Raw genomic sequence first — 15,871 nt, forward strand, 5'->3', positions numbered from 1 at the left:
GGTTGCCCGCCTCCCCCTTGCTTAAAAATTAAGGATTTACTTTAGAGTTGAACACTTGTTTACCGTCTTTAAATTCAAGAACTGTTGCTGTTTTAATTGGGTTATGGTTTTCGTCAACTGAGAAAGTACCTGTTACTAAAGAAAGATCCTTTGTTTCAGCTAATGCCTTTTTAATTGCTTCACCGTCAGTAGACCCTGCACGTTTAATTGCATCTGCAATGTAATAAACCGTATCATAGCCAAGTGCGTTAAATGCATCTGGTGCTTTATCGCCATTGGCAGCTTTAAATGCTTTTACAAAGTCTTGAATTTTTTGATCTGGGTCTTCTGCAGAATAGTGGTTTGTGATGTACGTATTATTCAGTGCATCTGCGCCCGCTAACTCAACTAAAGTTGGAGAATCCCAACCATCTGCTCCCATAAGTGGCACTGTAATGCCCATTTCACGCGCTTGTTTAACAATTAGACCCACTTCTTCATAATATCCAGGGATAAAGATGAAGTCAGGATTTGATGATTTGATGTTTGTTAATTGCGTACGGAAATCTGTATCTTTCGCAACATAAGCTTCTTCTTTCACAACTTTTCCGCCATTTTCAGCAATCGTATCTTTAAATGACTTTGCTAATCCTTTTGCATAGTCAGAAGCGTTATCAGCAAAAATGGCTACGTTTTTCGCTTTCAGCTCACCCGTTGCAAAGTTTGCTGCGACAATCCCTTGGAATGGGTCAATAAAGCATGTACGGAACGCATATTCATTAACGCTACCGTCATCATTTACTGTTACGTTTGGAGCTGTAGCAGCTGCACCAACTAAAGGAATTTTGTTATCATTCGCAATTTGAACTGTTGCAATGGTGTTACCAGAAGTTGCTGGAGACATCATCGCTACTACTTTATCTTGCGTCGCTAGTTTAATAGCCGCTGCTGTTGCCTCTGAGTTTTCTGATTTGTTATCTACTTTAATAAGCTCAATCTTCTTGCCATCAATACCGCCTGCATCGTTAATTTCTTTAACAGCTAACTCCGCACCTAATCCGATTGAAGAACCGTAAGAAGCTACGTTACCTGAAAGTTCCAAGTTTGCACCGATTTTAATTGTATCGCCATCTTTTGAGCCGCCTGATGATGAGCCGCCACCCGAACTTGTACCACTATCTCCAGCACCGCAACCTGCCAGTACGCCTGCAAGAAGTGAAGAAGCGACTAGAAGTGAGCCGAACTTTTTAAGCTTGTTGTTCTCTTTCATAATTTAATTCCCCCTGAAAATTCTCAAATGTTAGATATTTCTGATAATTATAAACAATCTACGGCTAATCCTCAATAGCAAAAATAATTATTTATAACTATCTAATTTTGAAGCTAGATAATATTCAATTAAGCCTTTTACATTGTAAAACATTCTTTATATTTAGTCTAGAGTGATTTTTCAGTATAATTAGTTATTTGTGAATTATCTATCAATTGTTGGTATAAATTAGCAGAAACCTCTTATCCTATTTTTTTCGACGTTAGAAAAATAATGTCCATTTTGCAAAAATTGCTTTCCTTTTATAGTTTAACTGCTTATCTTTTTTTCAAAAGAACCCCTACCAATACTCCATACAAAATATGGCCTGCAAGCCACCAACTAAATGCGTAGAAATCTGTAAAGTTAGGTGTTCGTGTTGAGAAGGTTGTTGTAGGAAACAACATACATCCTATAATCATTTGAAGTACGATACTATTTCTGATTAACGTACCATTATTCCACTTATACTTATTACGAAGGGTATATAATATGGCTGTTATGAACCACGAAATCACGAGATGAAAGGAAAATTCAATCACTTCTGGAAATCGATAATTTTTTAAAATCGGTATATAATCGACATTTAATAGTAATGTATAAACGCGGCTTCCTGTTAGATTTTCAACAACTTTAAAGAGAATACCAAATAAGCAACCCGCAACTAAGGATGCTATCATTACTTGACGATTGAATAGTGTTTTCATAATGTCCTCCTTGCTTTAATCCAACGACTTATTGTACTAACGATATTTTTAAACTATAAAAGGATGATTCAAAATGAATAAAAAAATAATTGTACTATTTCGTAATGATTTACGACTAGATGATCACCCCGCGCTCTGGCATGCAGCTAAATCAGGGGTCATTTTACCGGTTTATATTCATAATGAGCAATTTTCAATGTGCAATACCGCTCAAAGTTTTTGGACGTACTATTCACTTCAGAATCTACAAGCGACACTTGATGACTATAACACGCAACTGATTTTACGAAAGGGTGAAGTCATTTCAGAAGTACTACAGTTAGCTGTAGATACTGAAGCGGACGCTGTGTATTTTAACGAGCGTTTTCTTCCAACTGAACGAAATGAAGATGAGCAGCTAACCAATATATTACAGGCTAATAATATTGAAGTAAAAGCATTCTATGGTGATTCATTATTCAACTTATCGAACATTCAAAATCAACAAAACAAGCCTTATGCCATTTTTACATCATTTTATAAGCGTTGTTTGCAGGAACCCGTGCGTAAACCGCTTGGTCAACCTACTAATATTAGAGCTTTTCCAACGAAGGTATCATCTCTAGCCTTAGAGCAATTGCAATTACTGCATGGTAATTGGTATCACAAGTTTCACCATTATTGGAACCCTGGGATAGATGGGGCAATGGAGCAGTGGGAACTTTTCGTAGAACAAGGTTTATTTGGCTACCAAGATAAGCGAGATTACCCTGCCAAAGAAACCATTTCTAAAATGTCGCCATTTCTTGCAGTGGGTAACATTAGCATTCGCTTGCTTTGGGCAACATGCCAAGAGCTAATAGATGATGAGGACAACGCAATATTTAGTCAGCAGATAGAAAGCTTTTTAAGACAACTTATATGGCGAGAGTTTTCGATTTATCAACTATTGAACTATCCTACATTTTCTACCGATTCATTACGCAGTAATTTTCAACATTTTGAGTGGGAGCCTCATTCCATTCGTCTTGAAGCATGGAAAACTGGACAAACGGGGTATCCTCTTGTTGATGCAGGGATGCGTGAGCTTTGGGAAACCGGCTATATGCATAACCGTGTAAGAATGGTTGTTGCATCTTTTCTAGTGAAACACTTATTACAACCTTGGCAAGAAGGTTATGCATGGTTTGAGCATACGCTTGTCGACTTTAATGCAGCAAATAATGCTATGGGTTGGCAATGGGTAAGCGGTACGGGTATAGACTCTGCTCCTTATTTTCGTATCTTCAACCCTTCGTTACAAGGAGAGAAATTTGATGCAGATGGTGCTTATATAAAAAAATGGGTGCCTGAATTAGCACTTCTCCCTGCAAAGTATATACACGCGCCACAAACAGCACCAACGGCCATCTTGGAACAAGCCGGAATCACATTAGGTGATACCTATCCATTGCCAATCGTAGATCATAAAACAGCAAGAGCCCGTGCATTAGAACGATACAACGCTATAAAAAAAGCTTAGAGCTACTCGTGCTCTAAGCGTCGAATTAGATTGAATAAAAATAAACAATAAACATATTTTTACTATACTAGGAGCAAACTTTGCTGCCAGTGGGCTGTTCCCGTTGATTGGAGTGGAAAGCGCAACACTCCTGTAGGAATAACACGAGCGAAAAAAAGCGTCCGCCACAAAAATTAGTTGGAGCCGTGCCTGTGGAAAGGGCGCTTCTTGCACGGAAATTACTTTATTGCAAACACGCAAAGGCGTTCATTTATATTTGTTTCATGTTCTAGATGCACCTCATGTATCAATTCAAAAGGGGTACCGTGATGTAAAAACTGCAAATAATCGTATGGTGGATAATATAAAATAATATGGATTTCGCGCATCTGTTGCTCATAAGACTTCCAAATATTATGAATAACCGTACGGAATATATTAATGGAAAATGGATTAAAAAAGAAAAAAACATTATCATGTGGCTGTATGTTATAGTTTTCCGCAATTGTATGAACAAAAGAAATGTTCGCTTGTGAGCCCTTTTTTCGGCAATAACTTTCCTTGTTATGCTCTGCCTCTTTATAAAAACCTGCGTCCATTTCAACTCCAATTGTCGGAATGTGAAATTTATGATGAATATAAATAGGAACCCTGCCTTTCCCACAGCCCATATCAATAAAAACTGGATTTTTCGGCATCTCATATTGTGAAAATAATTGTTCTAAGCCAGTATAGGGCGTTGGCTCGTAGCGATGGTAGTGAGCCAGTTTAGGAAATCCATATTGTTCACCGACCGTATTAATATGCAAAAATTTATCAAATTGTTGTTCATTCATCAGTTAGATACTCCTCGAAAAAAAAGAATGCTTTATTTTAGCATGTAAAAAAGCAAACACGATATCCAAAAAATTTGGATATCGTGTTTTTTTAGCGTCCTCTACGATTAAATCTAAAAACAAAGAGGAGAGCAGCTACTAAAAATGAAAACGAAGCGGTTGCTGTTAACACTGTACTTTGATCGATTCCTGTTGCTTGCATCGTCTGCTCATTGCCCTGATTTGGATTGCCCATTCCCTCTGGACGTTGCATTGGACCACCTCGCGCCCCTTCTCCCTGTTCATTGCCCTCGCCAGCTTCAGGTGCTTGTGCAGGGTCGAAGTCTTCGGGTAATTGACTCGGGTCAAAGTCATCAGGCATTTGCATTGGGTTGCCATTTACATCACCATTTGGCATCATCATATTTCCTTGTGCAGTTGCACTTGTTTCGACAACTAGTTCACCAGATAGTTGCTTTAAAATCGATGCAGAACGTTGTTTTGCAAATTCAGGTAGACTGTTGTCCCCCTCCACACCTTCTAAAAACTGCTCTGTTGTGAAAAATTTTGTAGGATCGGCTTCCTCATAGCTTGTTAATAGCAACGCTAAATTGTTCGTAAGCGACTGAATATAATCTTCTGTTAAATAGCTTGTTGCTAATTTTTCTAAGTACCCTTCATACTTAGCGCGGTACGCTTCATTAGACAATAATGCATTTAATAGTGGGCGTTCTTCTAAAGTTGTCCCAGATACTGGTGTCGTAATGCTAAAATTAATGGCACTATCCGCCATTAAATCTCCAGTCATTCCGCCCAACATATTGAAGTCTCCTTTATTGCGGTTGGCATTTGCTTGTCTTTCTTGAATTTGTTCAGCATTTGACTGGTCACCTTGTGGTTGCTTTATCGCTGGGGTAGCTCCATTTTCCTCCTCAACTGCATTTGTCTGCATTTGATTTGGATTACCACCCATTCCACCACCAACACCAAAGCCACCAAATGACATATTATAATCCCACGGTATAATTGAAAACACACCCTTATCCTCATATAAATAGTAGTTGTGCTTCATATTCCCTTGGTAACTATCTAAGTTTACTAGCGCTGTATTTACAGCAAAGTAACGTAACATCTCATCGACATCTAAATATTTTTCGATATTTCCACCATTATTAATGGCATCGAGCATATCGATTAGCTTTGAGTTTTCAACATTATCTTCATTCGTTTTTAAACCAATTCCCGTATAATCGGCCAGATCATCGCTAATATATTTTAAATCACTGCCTGTACCATCTGGTTTAAATAAAAATCCATCGTTGGCTCCGTAATGATTCGCTAAAAATGTTTCGTCGACCGCTTCTATACCTAAATATAGACCCCGCTCTTCACCATTTACCGTGACATACATATAGGCGTGAGCAGGCGTCGGTAAGCCCATTTTTTCCATCAGCTCATACGAAATATATTCGCGCATTAAAGTTGAATCACTGTAATTATTGTTTAAATTTAATTTCTTCAGTCCATATAAGCTTTGCGTATCATCATAATAGTCAAAATCGACTTTCAAGCTATAACGGTCGGAGTCACTATTCACAACAGAACGTAACGATAAGTTTCCTTTTGTACGAATCGCCACATTTTCTATTGTCTTACCATTTATCGTAATATTGGCTTGCTTTAGCTCCTCATCAGCAGCATTTTCTAGCATGTCCTCCCAATCCTCTTGAGCTATTTCAATATCTACAGTTGTTACTTTGCTTTTATTGAACACAAGCGTCTCATAGGAAAATTCCGTGTTTTTTGTTTCGATATTTAAGTTTGGAAGCAGAGCCACCATCACGCCAAAGAGTAGAAGGAGAATCGCAATACTAGTATAGACAATGCGATTTTTAATCATTGACTGCACCTCTCTTGTTCGCCGTTAGAAAACCATTACGCTGTGAAATTACCATCGTAGCTCAGCATAATTGCTGATTTGACACCAGGTACTTTTGTTACATTGTCCATAAACTTTGCATCATTTTGCTTTACGCGAATTTCGTAAGTGGTTTCAACTTCATCATTTTGAATAATTGATTTTGATTTTAACGCGAATTTTTTAGATTGTGCAGCAATGATACGTTCAACTTCTTCACAAGCTACATCTTCTTCAAATTTCACAATTAATAAATAAGGATTTTCAATCGTAATTTTATTTACTAATACTAGTAGAACTAAGCCTATTAATATAGCACCGATAATAACGAGTGGAATAAATCCTGCTCCACAAAGAATACCTGATACGATTGCCCAGAAAATATACACTAAATCCATTGGGTCTTTAATAGGTGTACGGAAACGAACAATGGATAATGCCCCTACCATACCAAGTGACAACAAGACGTTGGAACTAATCCCCATAATAACGAGCGCTGTTGCCATGGTCATAATGAGCAACGAAATATTAAACGAGTGGGAATAAATTACACCATTAAAGGTTTTCTTATAAACAGCGTAAATAAATAGCCCAACAAAGAAAGCAACAACTAATCCAATAATGGAATCGGTTAATGAAAATGAGGTCGTTTTCTCTAGAAAATTTGATTTAAAAATATCACTAAAATTCATATTATCCATTTTTTATTTCTCCTTTGTTATACGTGCATACGACTAAGCTGGTATTTCGAATAAGCTTCAGCACGGGTATCTACAGATTGAAGTAAATACTTAATAATGTCTGGCAAGTACGAATCATATTTCACTTCTAAAATAACAAGGTTCGGCTCAAGTACATCCACCATTGGCAGATTTTGATTGAACATTTCGGTATTGCGCAGGCTTGACTGCACCTTACTATCAAACGTTACACGCACATTACCAAAAGGGTAAATGTACGCCTCGCGCTCATAATCGACAACTGTCGTCGGCTTTAGTTGGTTATATTTCATCTCATAAAATAATTCCCGTATTAATAGGCGGTCATCATTTTCCATCCAATCTATGTCCCCGATACGCATCTTTTCGTACTCCGCTTGTGAAATCACACATTTCGTTTTAAACGTTAAATTATTGCGCTTACTTTTACGCTCTAAATTTACTAAAGCAGACGATTTCCCATAAATACGTACCCGATATTTATCGCGATTAATAAACCCTTCTTTTTTTTCATTCAATACTTTGTTCGCAAAATTATCGAAGTATGTGCTTCGAATTAAATACTTTCCATCTGGACCAGCGTTACGATCTAACTTCATCAAATGCTGGATTTTACTTTTTAACAGTGCATAGTCCGGATAGGAGATTGCCTGTTTAATTTCTTTCCGACCATTTGGGTTAAAAGATGTTACTTTAGGCATGATTAGCGCTCCTTCCTTTATTGCTTTTCAATCTTGTATTGCTCTTGTTTCGTTGTTAGCCATGTCATATATTCTTCGTTGATACGTGATTCTAAAACGGTTTCATACACTTCATCTTGAACGTCTTCAAAAACAGCTTGTTGTGCAGGCTCTTTACCTGTTACTTTAATAATGTGATAACCTTCTACTGACTGCACGACACTACTTACAGCCCCTTTTTCAAGAGCGAATGCTGCCGCTTCAAACTGCTCATCCATCTGACCACGCTGAATATAACCTAGATCGCCACCATCTTCTCTTGTATCTGTATCAACGGAATAGGCTTTCGCCAACTCTGCAAAGTCTTCACCCGCTTTTAACTTCTCTTCAACCTCTTTTGCAGTTGCTTCATCTTCAAGGAAAATATGACTAGCCGCCACTTGCTCCTGTTGACCGTAGTCATCCTTGTGTTCTTCAAAATATTGCTGTAATTCTTCATCCGAAATATCTATGCTTTTCGCCATAACATCTTTTGTCAACTGATACATGCGAATATTATCTTTAACACTTTCCACAGTTAGACCATTGGCATCGAGTGCCTCTTGTAAAGCTGCCTTTCCGCCATAAGACTCGACCAGCTCATCATATTCCGCTTGAATAGCATTATCCAATACAGTAATACCTTCTTTTTCTGCCTCAAGCGCAATGATTTTATTGTTTATAAGTGTGTCTAACACTTCTGCGCCATATTGTTCGCGCAATGCCTGATCTAGCTCTGTCTGAAGAATTTTTTCACCGTCCACCGTTGCCACATAATCGCTACTATCACCACATCCCGCTAACAGCAGCACGAAGGCAACAGGAACGGCAATGATATTGGTAAACCTTGAATATATAGCCATTCTCTATAACATCCTTTCGTGTATGTCCTCGTTTACATTACTTACTATAAAGGGCTAATGTGTCAGTCGGATGTCAGCTTTACAATTCCTTCAATAAATTTTTACATTGCCCAACCCTTACTCTTACGGCATAACAAAAAGCTACCACGCCGTTACTGCGTAGTAGCTTTCAATACTATTATTTCAAAACATGTTCCAGAAGGGTTACTTTCAACTAATCGTAAATCGCCGCCAATTGATTGAGCCATCATTTTACTTAATGGAAGCCCTAAGCCTAGCCCTCGAACAGTATATTTTTTATTCTCACCTCGATAAAAGCGCTCGAAAATAAATGCCTGATTTTCTTGTGATATTCCGTTTCCTGAATCCTGTACAGCAATAATAACACAATCAAGATTTTCCCTTAATGTAATCGTCACGTAACCAGCCTGCATGGCTTGCTTTGCATTAGTTAAAAGATTGGTGAATATTTGCTGTATACGTACAACATCAGCTTGCACATTTACCGGCTCCGGAAGATAGTGCACCTGTATCTTAATATGTTGCTCATCCTCCATCACTTCCCACTGTGCCACTGCATCCCGTACAATGTGATTGACATTGAGCGTTACGAGCTTAACAGGAATCGCATCCACCGCAAAACTGTTAAAAGCTAATAAATCCCCAACCATTGTTTTCATTTTCGTCGTTTCTAAAAGAGCCATTTGAATAAATTCTTTGGCATCTTCCCCCGTTACAACGCCATCTCTTACAGCCTGCAACAACCCACTAATAGATGTAACGGGCGTTTTTAACTCATGGGTAACTCCTGCTAACAGCTCCGTTCGCGTTCGTTCGAGTTGTTGTAACTTATTGGCCATGTCCTTAAAGGATGTAACAAGTTCAAATACTTCTTCCTCTTTACTATTTTGAGGTAACTCAAATGTATAATTGCCTTCTTGTACTTGTTTAGCCGCTTCCGCTACTTGCTTAATCGGACGCACTAAGCGCTTCGATAAAAAATAGATAGCTCCCCAGCCGAGGATAGCAAGTGCTCCAATTATGATGGCGAGTTGTCCATATGCTTGTTGAACTTTCGTCAAGTTTTCCTTCTTCTCTAACACAAGCACCCAGCCAACAACCTTATTCTCTTTTACAATTTTCTTTTTCACCACATAATGAACCATCTTTTTTCCTTCAGCTTCCACAACAATTTTTTTCGTTCCCTCTTCTCCATCTAATAAGCTAGTCACATTATCACTACTTCCCGGTGGCATGGGACGATTTCTTGTCAAGATATTGCCTTTCCCATCAACTACATATAAGATTGGGTCAATTTCCCTCATGTTCAAGCGTTCACGATTGCCGATAAAGCCTGGTATACCTTCTGAGGGCGTATTATTATTTGGAGCAGCTGAATCCGACAAACGATAAACCGTTTCCTCTGCTATAAAATTCATTAAGTCTAGTCGATTCTCCAAAGTTGTGTGACGTATCCAACTAGCAGAAATAAAAGAAATAATAGCTAGCCCTATAAAGAGTGTGAGTAAGTAACGGCTCGTCCAATATTGAAGTAAGGAGATTCGCTTATTTTTTTTGAACACTTAACTGATACCCCAATCCTCGTAATGTTTTTATCTCTCCTTCTGCCTCATCCCAGTCTGTAAGTGCCTTCCGTAATCGCTTCACTGCTAAATCGACAGCTCGATCACTGCCCTCGTATTCCCAGCCCCACACATGTTCAATAAGCTGGTCACGAGTGAATGTTTGATTTGGATGCTCAGCTAAAAATAATAATACCGATAAATCTCGTGGTGTTAACACAATTTCTTGACCATTGAGGAACACTTGATGTGCCTGCATATCAATTTCCAACTGTCCAAATCGCTTCGTTAAAGATGATTCTCGCTTGCTTTCAAATCGTCTTAAAACAGCTTTTACTCGCGCAACAACTTCGTCCGCTATAAATGGTTTCGCAATATAATCATCCACACCTTGATCGAACCCTTCTAAGCGGTAATTTACATCGCCTAAAGCCGTTAACATAATAACTGGACAAGAGCCCTCATTGCGAATTTCATGCAAAATTGTCCAACCGTTTTTTTCAGGTAACATAATATCTAATAACACTAAATCTGGCTGGTGCTCCAGAAACAATTCCAATGCAAGACCACCAGTAAAGCATTGTATAACTTCATAGCCAACCTTTTGCAAATAAGCCTTCAGTACTTGGCTAATTGCAAACTCATCTTCTACCACTAATATTTTTATCATGACTTTCCCACCTCGCCACTTGCTTGTTGATTTTTTATAATAGCATCTATTTATGTCAACAAAATGTCAGCACACGCTACAAAAGAACCTATGTATGTATATTTGAAAACAAGATGGTAACGATAGTTATAGAATGCCTACAACTACTGGTTGAGATATAATAAAGAATAGAAGTCAATATCGTCATTTGAAATATCGTTTTCCTTTGCAATTTTGTTGACAATGACTTCCTAGGACACTTATCATTGATTGCGAATGATAATCATTGATAATTCATTCGATTTTGCTTTAATTTATCTTCAATAAAATGATTAGGGGGTATTAGTATGATTATTGTTACCAATCGTATTCAAGTAAAGCCTGGCTTTGCTGCGAAAATGGCTCCAAACTTTACGAAGCCAGGTCCACTGCAACAGTTTGAGGGCTTTCACAAAGTAGAAGTATTAATTTCTACAGACGATCCTACATATGACGAAATGAGCGTTAATATGTACTGGGAATCGAAAGAGCATTTCCAAGCGTGGCGTAATAGCGATGCTTTTGCGGCGGCGCATCACCGTCCCGAGCCTGGCTCTGAAGGCGCAAAACCTGAGAACAGCCCAATTATCGGCAGTAAAATTGTCGTTGCTGAGCTAGCTTCTTCTATCGAAGCACAACGTTAATAACAAATTGTAAACCTATTTAAATTATCTTCTGATTCTATCTAAAAAACCATGCATATTTCTAGAAAATATGCATGGTTTTTTCTTGGTGTCAGGCACTCAAACAATTCTCAAACAATTCTTAGTCATTGAAATACTACTACTAAGAAATATCCGACTATTGATAAACATACCGAACCAATCAGTCCTGCGATAAAGGCTTTAATGCCTAATTGCTTAAATGTTTTCATTTCTACATTCAATCCTAAGCCTGCCATCGCCATAGCAATTAAAATATATGCGCAATTTACGACTGTTTGTGCAAATGCTGGTGGTACTATTCCTAACGAATTAATAGCGCTCATAACTAAAAAACCTAGAATAAACCAAGGAATTATAGATAACGAAAATGCTTTGTTTCCTTGTTCTTTGTTTCTTCTTTGATACATAATTCCAATTACAATCGCTACTGGTACGAGCAAAGCGACACGCGTTAATTTTACAATGACCGCCATATCTACAGCCTCATCGCCACCCGCCGCCGCTGCTGCAATAACGTGAGCTATTTCATGCAATGTACCTCCTGCAAAAATGCCATATTGTGTCGGTGTTAAGCCAATAAGTGAATACACCACTGTATAAATAAGTGTAAATACTGTGCCAAGCAAGGCGACAATCGCTGCACCTACAGCAGTTTCCTTTTCATTCGCCTTAATTTGAGGGGCAATCGCTACAACAGCCGCAGCTCCACAAATAGCTGTTCCACAAGCCGTTAAAATGCCGAGCTTTTTATCGACATGAAATACCTTCGTTAACCAGTAAACAACAAAGAGAGCAAATACTAAATTGAGAAAGGCAATCAAAAAGACGCTCGCTCCTGCATGATAAATATCAGCTAAATTCAAGCGCATACCCAGCAAAATAATACCTAATCGCAATAGTTTTTTACTCGAAAAAGATATACCTGTTTGCCAGACATCAGGTACAGTAAATATTGCTCGCCATACCATCCCAAGTATGATTGCTATTACAAGCTGGCCCAATATTGAGAAAAAAGGAAATGTCGAAATATACTTAGCCACTAAGGCAAGACCTAATGTCAAGATAATCCCCTTCATAAATGGTGGCGCTAGTAAATTCTTTATCCCCTGTTGTTGATTCATGCTGTCCACTTCTTTCATTCTTGATGATTATACTTTATAAAAAAGTTAATCATCAGTAAAATACATATATATAATTACAATTATTAATTTTTCTAATAATAAGGGGTGATACGATGCAATACGATGCGTTAAAAACGTTCGTTACATTAGTTGAAGTCAATAACTTTACGAAGGCCTCAGAAATTCTCCATATTTCCCAGCCTAGTGTCAGTCTGCATATTAAAAACCTTGAACAAGCGTTGCAAACTACTTTATTTATCCGCTCGCCAAAGTCTGTGCAAATAACACCAACTGGTGAGATTTTATATAAGCGTGCCAAACAAATTATGGCTATTGCTGAGGCAGCAAAGGAAGATATATTAGCTTATCATCATTCGATTCAAGGCACGCTCGTAATAGGGGCTAGCTTTACAATTGGAGAAAATATATTGCCTGTCATGTTATCAAAACTTCAGCACAAATTCCCTCAATTAGAGCTACAAGTTATTATTGGCAATACCGATGAAATTATTCGATTTACTAAACTATTACAAGTAGATATAGGGCTTATTGAAGGTCAGGCACATGACAACGAGCTTATTATTCATCCTTTTATGGAAGATGAGTTATTTATAGTTAGCGCAAACGACCACCCTCTTGTTCAACAATCTGCTATCACGATTCCACAATTACAACGGCAAAATTGGGTTGCACGTGAAGTTGGTTCAGGTACACGTAATTATTTAGATCATCTATTTAGAACAAACGGACTTCAAGTGCAATCACTCTTAACCATTAGTAGCAACCAAGGTGTGAAAGAAAGTGTGATTGAAGGACTAGGCCTATCTTTACTATCTGGCAGTGTAATTGAGCGCGACCTTCGAAATGGTGATCTTGCTATTTTGCCACTTGCTGAACAACGATTTATCCGGACATTTTCCTATCTACACTCTCCTACAATGAAAAACAAACGAAATGTTGATGCACTGATTGAATTGATTACAAAGAAAAGCGAAGCATAAAAAAAGGCTTAGCAGGCTATCATCTAGTCGCTAAGCTTATTTTAAAGTTCGGGGGTTTATCTGCTTCCGAGCTTGTTTACGTTCAATAATCTCGATAAATTTTGTAGCAGCACGGGACAATGGAACACTTTTTAAATAACACATCCCAATACTACGATTTGGAATGCTTTCTACAAGTGGCAATTCATAAAGTAGCCCTCGCTGTAAATAATCCTTTGAAAATTCCTTTGTTACACACGCGATTCCTAAATTACTACGTGCGAATTCAAGCACTAAATCATGTGAACCGAGCTCAAACTCCGGTGCAATTTGTATACCTTTTGACATTAAATAAGTTTCAACATAGTTTCTCGAGTTCGATTTCTTCTCAAGAAAAATAAGGGGGAACTTTAATAAATCCGCAAAACTTAAGCTCTTTGACTTGAGCGTTTTATATTTCTCTCCACAGACGAAAATATCTTGAACTTCCGTGCACGCGGTTAATTGTAAACTGACATCTTCTATCGGGAAATTGCAAAGCCCGACATCAGCCTCACCCGATTTTATAAAGTTACATATTTCCGAAGTAGTGCCATTTAACATTTGCAATTTTATATTTGGATACATCGTATGAAATGACTCAAGATATGGCATTAAAAAGAAGCGGGAAATTGTATCTCCTACCCCTATTTTCAATTGGCCTGTCGTTAAATTTTTAAATTCTAGCAGCTTTTCTTCCCCTGCATCTAAAAGACCTAATGCCGAGTTAGTATATTCAAATAGCAACTTTCCTTCTGTCGTTAATGTGACGCCCTTTGGTGTTCGGTTGAAGAGTCTAGTGCCTAGCTCCCTTTCGAGCTGCATCATGGCTTGGCTAACGGCGGGTTGTGTCATAAATAAATCTTTAGCCGCCCTAGAAAAGCTACTATTTTTTGCAACGACACTAAAAACACGATATAAATCTAATTTCCCTATCATATAAGCTCTCCTTATAGCTATTATTTAAACTATTAATTTTACTTATATCATTAACTGAGCGTATAGTAAAATCATATTGGTTTTATTCATCTCATTAAAAATTAACATATAGCTATTTAATAAGGAGAGATTATTTTGGAACGTGTAGTTGGAACAGTGGTAAGAGGTCTTCGTGGTCCGATTATTAACGAAGGCGATAACATCGAACAAATCGTTGTCGATACAGTACTAAACGCTGCTAAAGTGGAAGGCTATTCAATTGAGGATCGAGATATTGTGACAGTAACAGAATCTGTTGTAGCCCGTGCACAAGGTAACTATGCATCAATCGATGACATTGCAACGGATGTAGCTGCTAAGTTTGGTGATGATACAGTTGGTGTGATCTTCCCAATTTTAAGCCGTAATCGCTTTGCAAACTGCTTACGTGGTATTGCGAAAGGGGTAAAAAAAGTCGTTTTAATGCTAAGCTACCCATCGGATGAAGTTGGCAACCACTTAGTTGATATCGACGAACTAGATGTTAAAGGTATTAATCCTTGGACTGATACCTTAACAGAAGCTGAGTTCCGCGAGCATTTCGGCTATAAAAAACACACATTTACAGGTGTAGATTATATTGAATACTACAAAGAATTAATCGAAGCTGAAGGTGCAGCTTGTGAAGTCATCTTCTCAAACAATCCAAAAACAATTTTAGCCTATACAAAAAGTGTACTAACTTGCGATATTCACACTCGCTTCCGTACAAAACGTATTTTAACAACGAATGGTGCTGAAAAGGTATTTTCGTTAGATAATATTTTAGCTGAATCTATTAATGGTTCTGGCTTTAATGCAGAATACGGTCTACTTGGCTCAAACAAAGCAACTGAGGAAAGTGTAAAACTATTCCCACATACTTGCCAACCAATCGTTGATGGCATCCAAGCAAAAATCAAAGAAGCTACTGGTAAAACAGTAGAGGTAATGGTTTATGGAGATGGTGCATTCAAAGATCCAGTGGGTAAAATTTGGGAGCTTGCTGACCCTGTTGTTTCACCTGCCTACACTGCAGGCTTAGACGGTACACCGAATGAAGTAAAATTAAAATACTTAGCAGATAATGATTTTGCTGATCTTCGCGGAGAAGAATTAAAAACAGCTATCTCTGAATATATTCAAAATAAAGACGAAGATTTAACTGGTCAAATGGCCGCTCAAGGAACAACACCTCGTAAATTAACAGACTTAATCGGTTCTCTTTCTGACCTAACTTCAGGCTCAGGCGATAAAGGAACACCAATGATTTATATTCAAGGTTATTTTGATAACTATACAAAATAATACGCGATAACAACGATAAAC

Annotated in this window: 15 protein-coding genes; 4 read left to right on the forward strand and 11 right to left on the reverse strand. The window is 38.0% G+C overall.

Annotated elements, in window-relative coordinates:
- Positions 1-28: 28 nt before the first annotated feature.
- Both T479_RS22160 and T479_RS22165 read right to left on the reverse strand, forming a co-directional pair.
- The gene (locus tag T479_RS22160; RefSeq protein WP_025220859.1) at positions 29-1,249 is read right to left on the reverse strand and encodes an ABC transporter substrate-binding protein; all 1,221 of its coding nucleotides are present in this window, start codon (positions 1,247-1,249) and stop codon (positions 29-31) included.
- A gap of 317 nt (positions 1,250-1,566) precedes the next feature.
- Complete coding sequence (locus T479_RS22165) at positions 1,567-1,995, reverse strand: hypothetical protein (protein WP_025220860.1); 429 nt, start codon at positions 1,993-1,995, stop codon at positions 1,567-1,569.
- A 73-nt stretch (positions 1,996-2,068) separates the two neighbouring features.
- On the opposite strand from T479_RS22165, the gene T479_RS22170 reads away from it, so the two are divergent.
- On the forward strand, positions 2,069-3,496 hold the full coding sequence (locus T479_RS22170) for a cryptochrome/photolyase family protein (RefSeq protein WP_025220861.1): 1,428 nt from the start codon (positions 2,069-2,071) through the stop codon (positions 3,494-3,496).
- Between the two features lie 218 nt (positions 3,497-3,714).
- Here T479_RS22170 and T479_RS22175 read toward each other — a convergent pair whose 3' ends face one another.
- The 7 genes from T479_RS22175 to T479_RS22205 form a co-directional block, all read right to left on the reverse strand.
- Positions 3,715-4,311: a class I SAM-dependent methyltransferase gene (locus T479_RS22175; RefSeq protein WP_025220862.1), complete on the reverse strand. Its 597-nt coding sequence runs from the start codon at positions 4,309-4,311 to the stop codon at positions 3,715-3,717.
- Between the two features lie 91 nt (positions 4,312-4,402).
- On the reverse strand, positions 4,403-6,190 hold the full coding sequence (locus T479_RS22180) for a CotH kinase family protein (RefSeq protein ID WP_025220863.1): 1,788 nt from the start codon (positions 6,188-6,190) through the stop codon (positions 4,403-4,405).
- A 35-nt stretch (positions 6,191-6,225) separates the two neighbouring features.
- Complete coding sequence (locus T479_RS22185) at positions 6,226-6,909, reverse strand: DUF4956 domain-containing protein (protein ID WP_024364425.1); 684 nt, start codon at positions 6,907-6,909, stop codon at positions 6,226-6,228.
- Between the two features lie 17 nt (positions 6,910-6,926).
- Positions 6,927-7,628, reverse strand: a complete 702-nt coding sequence (locus T479_RS22190; protein ID WP_025220864.1) for a polyphosphate polymerase domain-containing protein — start codon at positions 7,626-7,628, stop codon at positions 6,927-6,929.
- 17 nt (positions 7,629-7,645) lie between these two features.
- A complete protein-coding gene (locus T479_RS22195; protein ID WP_025220865.1) occupies positions 7,646-8,509 on the reverse strand; it encodes a peptidylprolyl isomerase in 864 nt (287 codons plus the stop codon).
- A gap of 152 nt (positions 8,510-8,661) precedes the next feature.
- A complete protein-coding gene (locus T479_RS22200; RefSeq protein WP_025220866.1) occupies positions 8,662-10,092 on the reverse strand; it encodes a sensor histidine kinase in 1,431 nt (476 codons plus the stop codon).
- A complete protein-coding gene (locus T479_RS22205; RefSeq protein ID WP_025220867.1) occupies positions 10,076-10,762 on the reverse strand; it encodes a response regulator transcription factor in 687 nt (228 codons plus the stop codon). The genes T479_RS22200 and T479_RS22205 overlap by 17 nt, the downstream gene beginning before the upstream one ends.
- A gap of 326 nt (positions 10,763-11,088) precedes the next feature.
- Between T479_RS22205 and T479_RS22210 the strand changes: the two genes are divergently transcribed.
- Positions 11,089-11,424 (forward strand): heme oxygenase, encoded by a 336-nt coding sequence (locus T479_RS22210; RefSeq protein WP_024364429.1) that lies wholly within the window; start codon positions 11,089-11,091, stop codon positions 11,422-11,424.
- A gap of 125 nt (positions 11,425-11,549) precedes the next feature.
- Here T479_RS22210 and T479_RS22215 read toward each other — a convergent pair whose 3' ends face one another.
- Positions 11,550-12,566, reverse strand: coding sequence for a YeiH family protein (locus T479_RS22215; protein WP_025220868.1), 1,017 nt, complete (start codon positions 12,564-12,566; stop codon positions 11,550-11,552).
- A gap of 113 nt (positions 12,567-12,679) precedes the next feature.
- On the opposite strand from T479_RS22215, the gene T479_RS22220 reads away from it, so the two are divergent.
- Positions 12,680-13,567, forward strand: coding sequence for a LysR family transcriptional regulator (locus T479_RS22220; RefSeq protein ID WP_024364431.1), 888 nt, complete (start codon positions 12,680-12,682; stop codon positions 13,565-13,567).
- A 36-nt stretch (positions 13,568-13,603) separates the two neighbouring features.
- Here the strand turns inward: T479_RS22220 and T479_RS22225 are convergent, their stop codons facing one another.
- Entirely contained in the window at positions 13,604-14,524 is a 921-nt protein-coding gene (locus T479_RS22225) for a LysR family transcriptional regulator (RefSeq protein ID WP_029747416.1), read from the reverse strand.
- Positions 14,525-14,659: 135 nt separating this feature from the next.
- On the opposite strand from T479_RS22225, the gene T479_RS22230 reads away from it, so the two are divergent.
- Entirely contained in the window at positions 14,660-15,850 is a 1,191-nt protein-coding gene (locus T479_RS22230) for a coenzyme F420-0:L-glutamate ligase (RefSeq protein WP_025220869.1), read from the forward strand.
- Positions 15,851-15,871: the final 21 nt, after the last annotated feature.

It is taken from the genome of Lysinibacillus sphaericus (genome assembly GCF_000600105.1).
GTDB lineage: Bacteria > Bacillota > Bacilli > Bacillales_A > Planococcaceae > Lysinibacillus > Lysinibacillus sphaericus.

Bases quoted from the DNA above. Each gene is read 5' to 3' on its own strand.
- T479_RS22170 (WP_025220861.1), top strand. From the start codon at position 2,069: ATGAATAAAAAAATAATTGTACTATTTCGTAATGATTTACGACTAGAT.
- T479_RS22180 (WP_025220863.1), bottom strand. From the start codon at position 6,190: ATGATTAAAAATCGCATTGTCTATACTAGTATTGCGATTCTCCTTCTA.
- T479_RS22185 (WP_024364425.1), bottom strand. From the start codon at position 6,909: ATGGATAATATGAATTTTAGTGATATTTTTAAATCAAATTTTCTAGAG.
- T479_RS22215 (WP_025220868.1), bottom strand. From the start codon at position 12,566: ATGAATCAACAACAGGGGATAAAGAATTTACTAGCGCCACCATTTATG.
- T479_RS22205 (WP_025220867.1), bottom strand. From the start codon at position 10,762: ATGATAAAAATATTAGTGGTAGAAGATGAGTTTGCAATTAGCCAAGTA.
- T479_RS22220 (WP_024364431.1), top strand. From the start codon at position 12,680: ATGCAATACGATGCGTTAAAAACGTTCGTTACATTAGTTGAAGTCAAT.
- T479_RS22195 (WP_025220865.1), bottom strand. From the start codon at position 8,509: ATGGCTATATATTCAAGGTTTACCAATATCATTGCCGTTCCTGTTGCC.
- T479_RS22175 (WP_025220862.1), bottom strand. From the start codon at position 4,311: ATGAATGAACAACAATTTGATAAATTTTTGCATATTAATACGGTCGGT.
- T479_RS22225 (WP_029747416.1), bottom strand. From the start codon at position 14,524: ATGATAGGGAAATTAGATTTATATCGTGTTTTTAGTGTCGTTGCAAAA.
- T479_RS22165 (WP_025220860.1), bottom strand. From the start codon at position 1,995: ATGAAAACACTATTCAATCGTCAAGTAATGATAGCATCCTTAGTTGCG.
- T479_RS22190 (WP_025220864.1), bottom strand. From the start codon at position 7,628: ATGCCTAAAGTAACATCTTTTAACCCAAATGGTCGGAAAGAAATTAAA.
- T479_RS22160 (WP_025220859.1), bottom strand. From the start codon at position 1,249: ATGAAAGAGAACAACAAGCTTAAAAAGTTCGGCTCACTTCTAGTCGCT.
- T479_RS22210 (WP_024364429.1), top strand. From the start codon at position 11,089: ATGATTATTGTTACCAATCGTATTCAAGTAAAGCCTGGCTTTGCTGCG.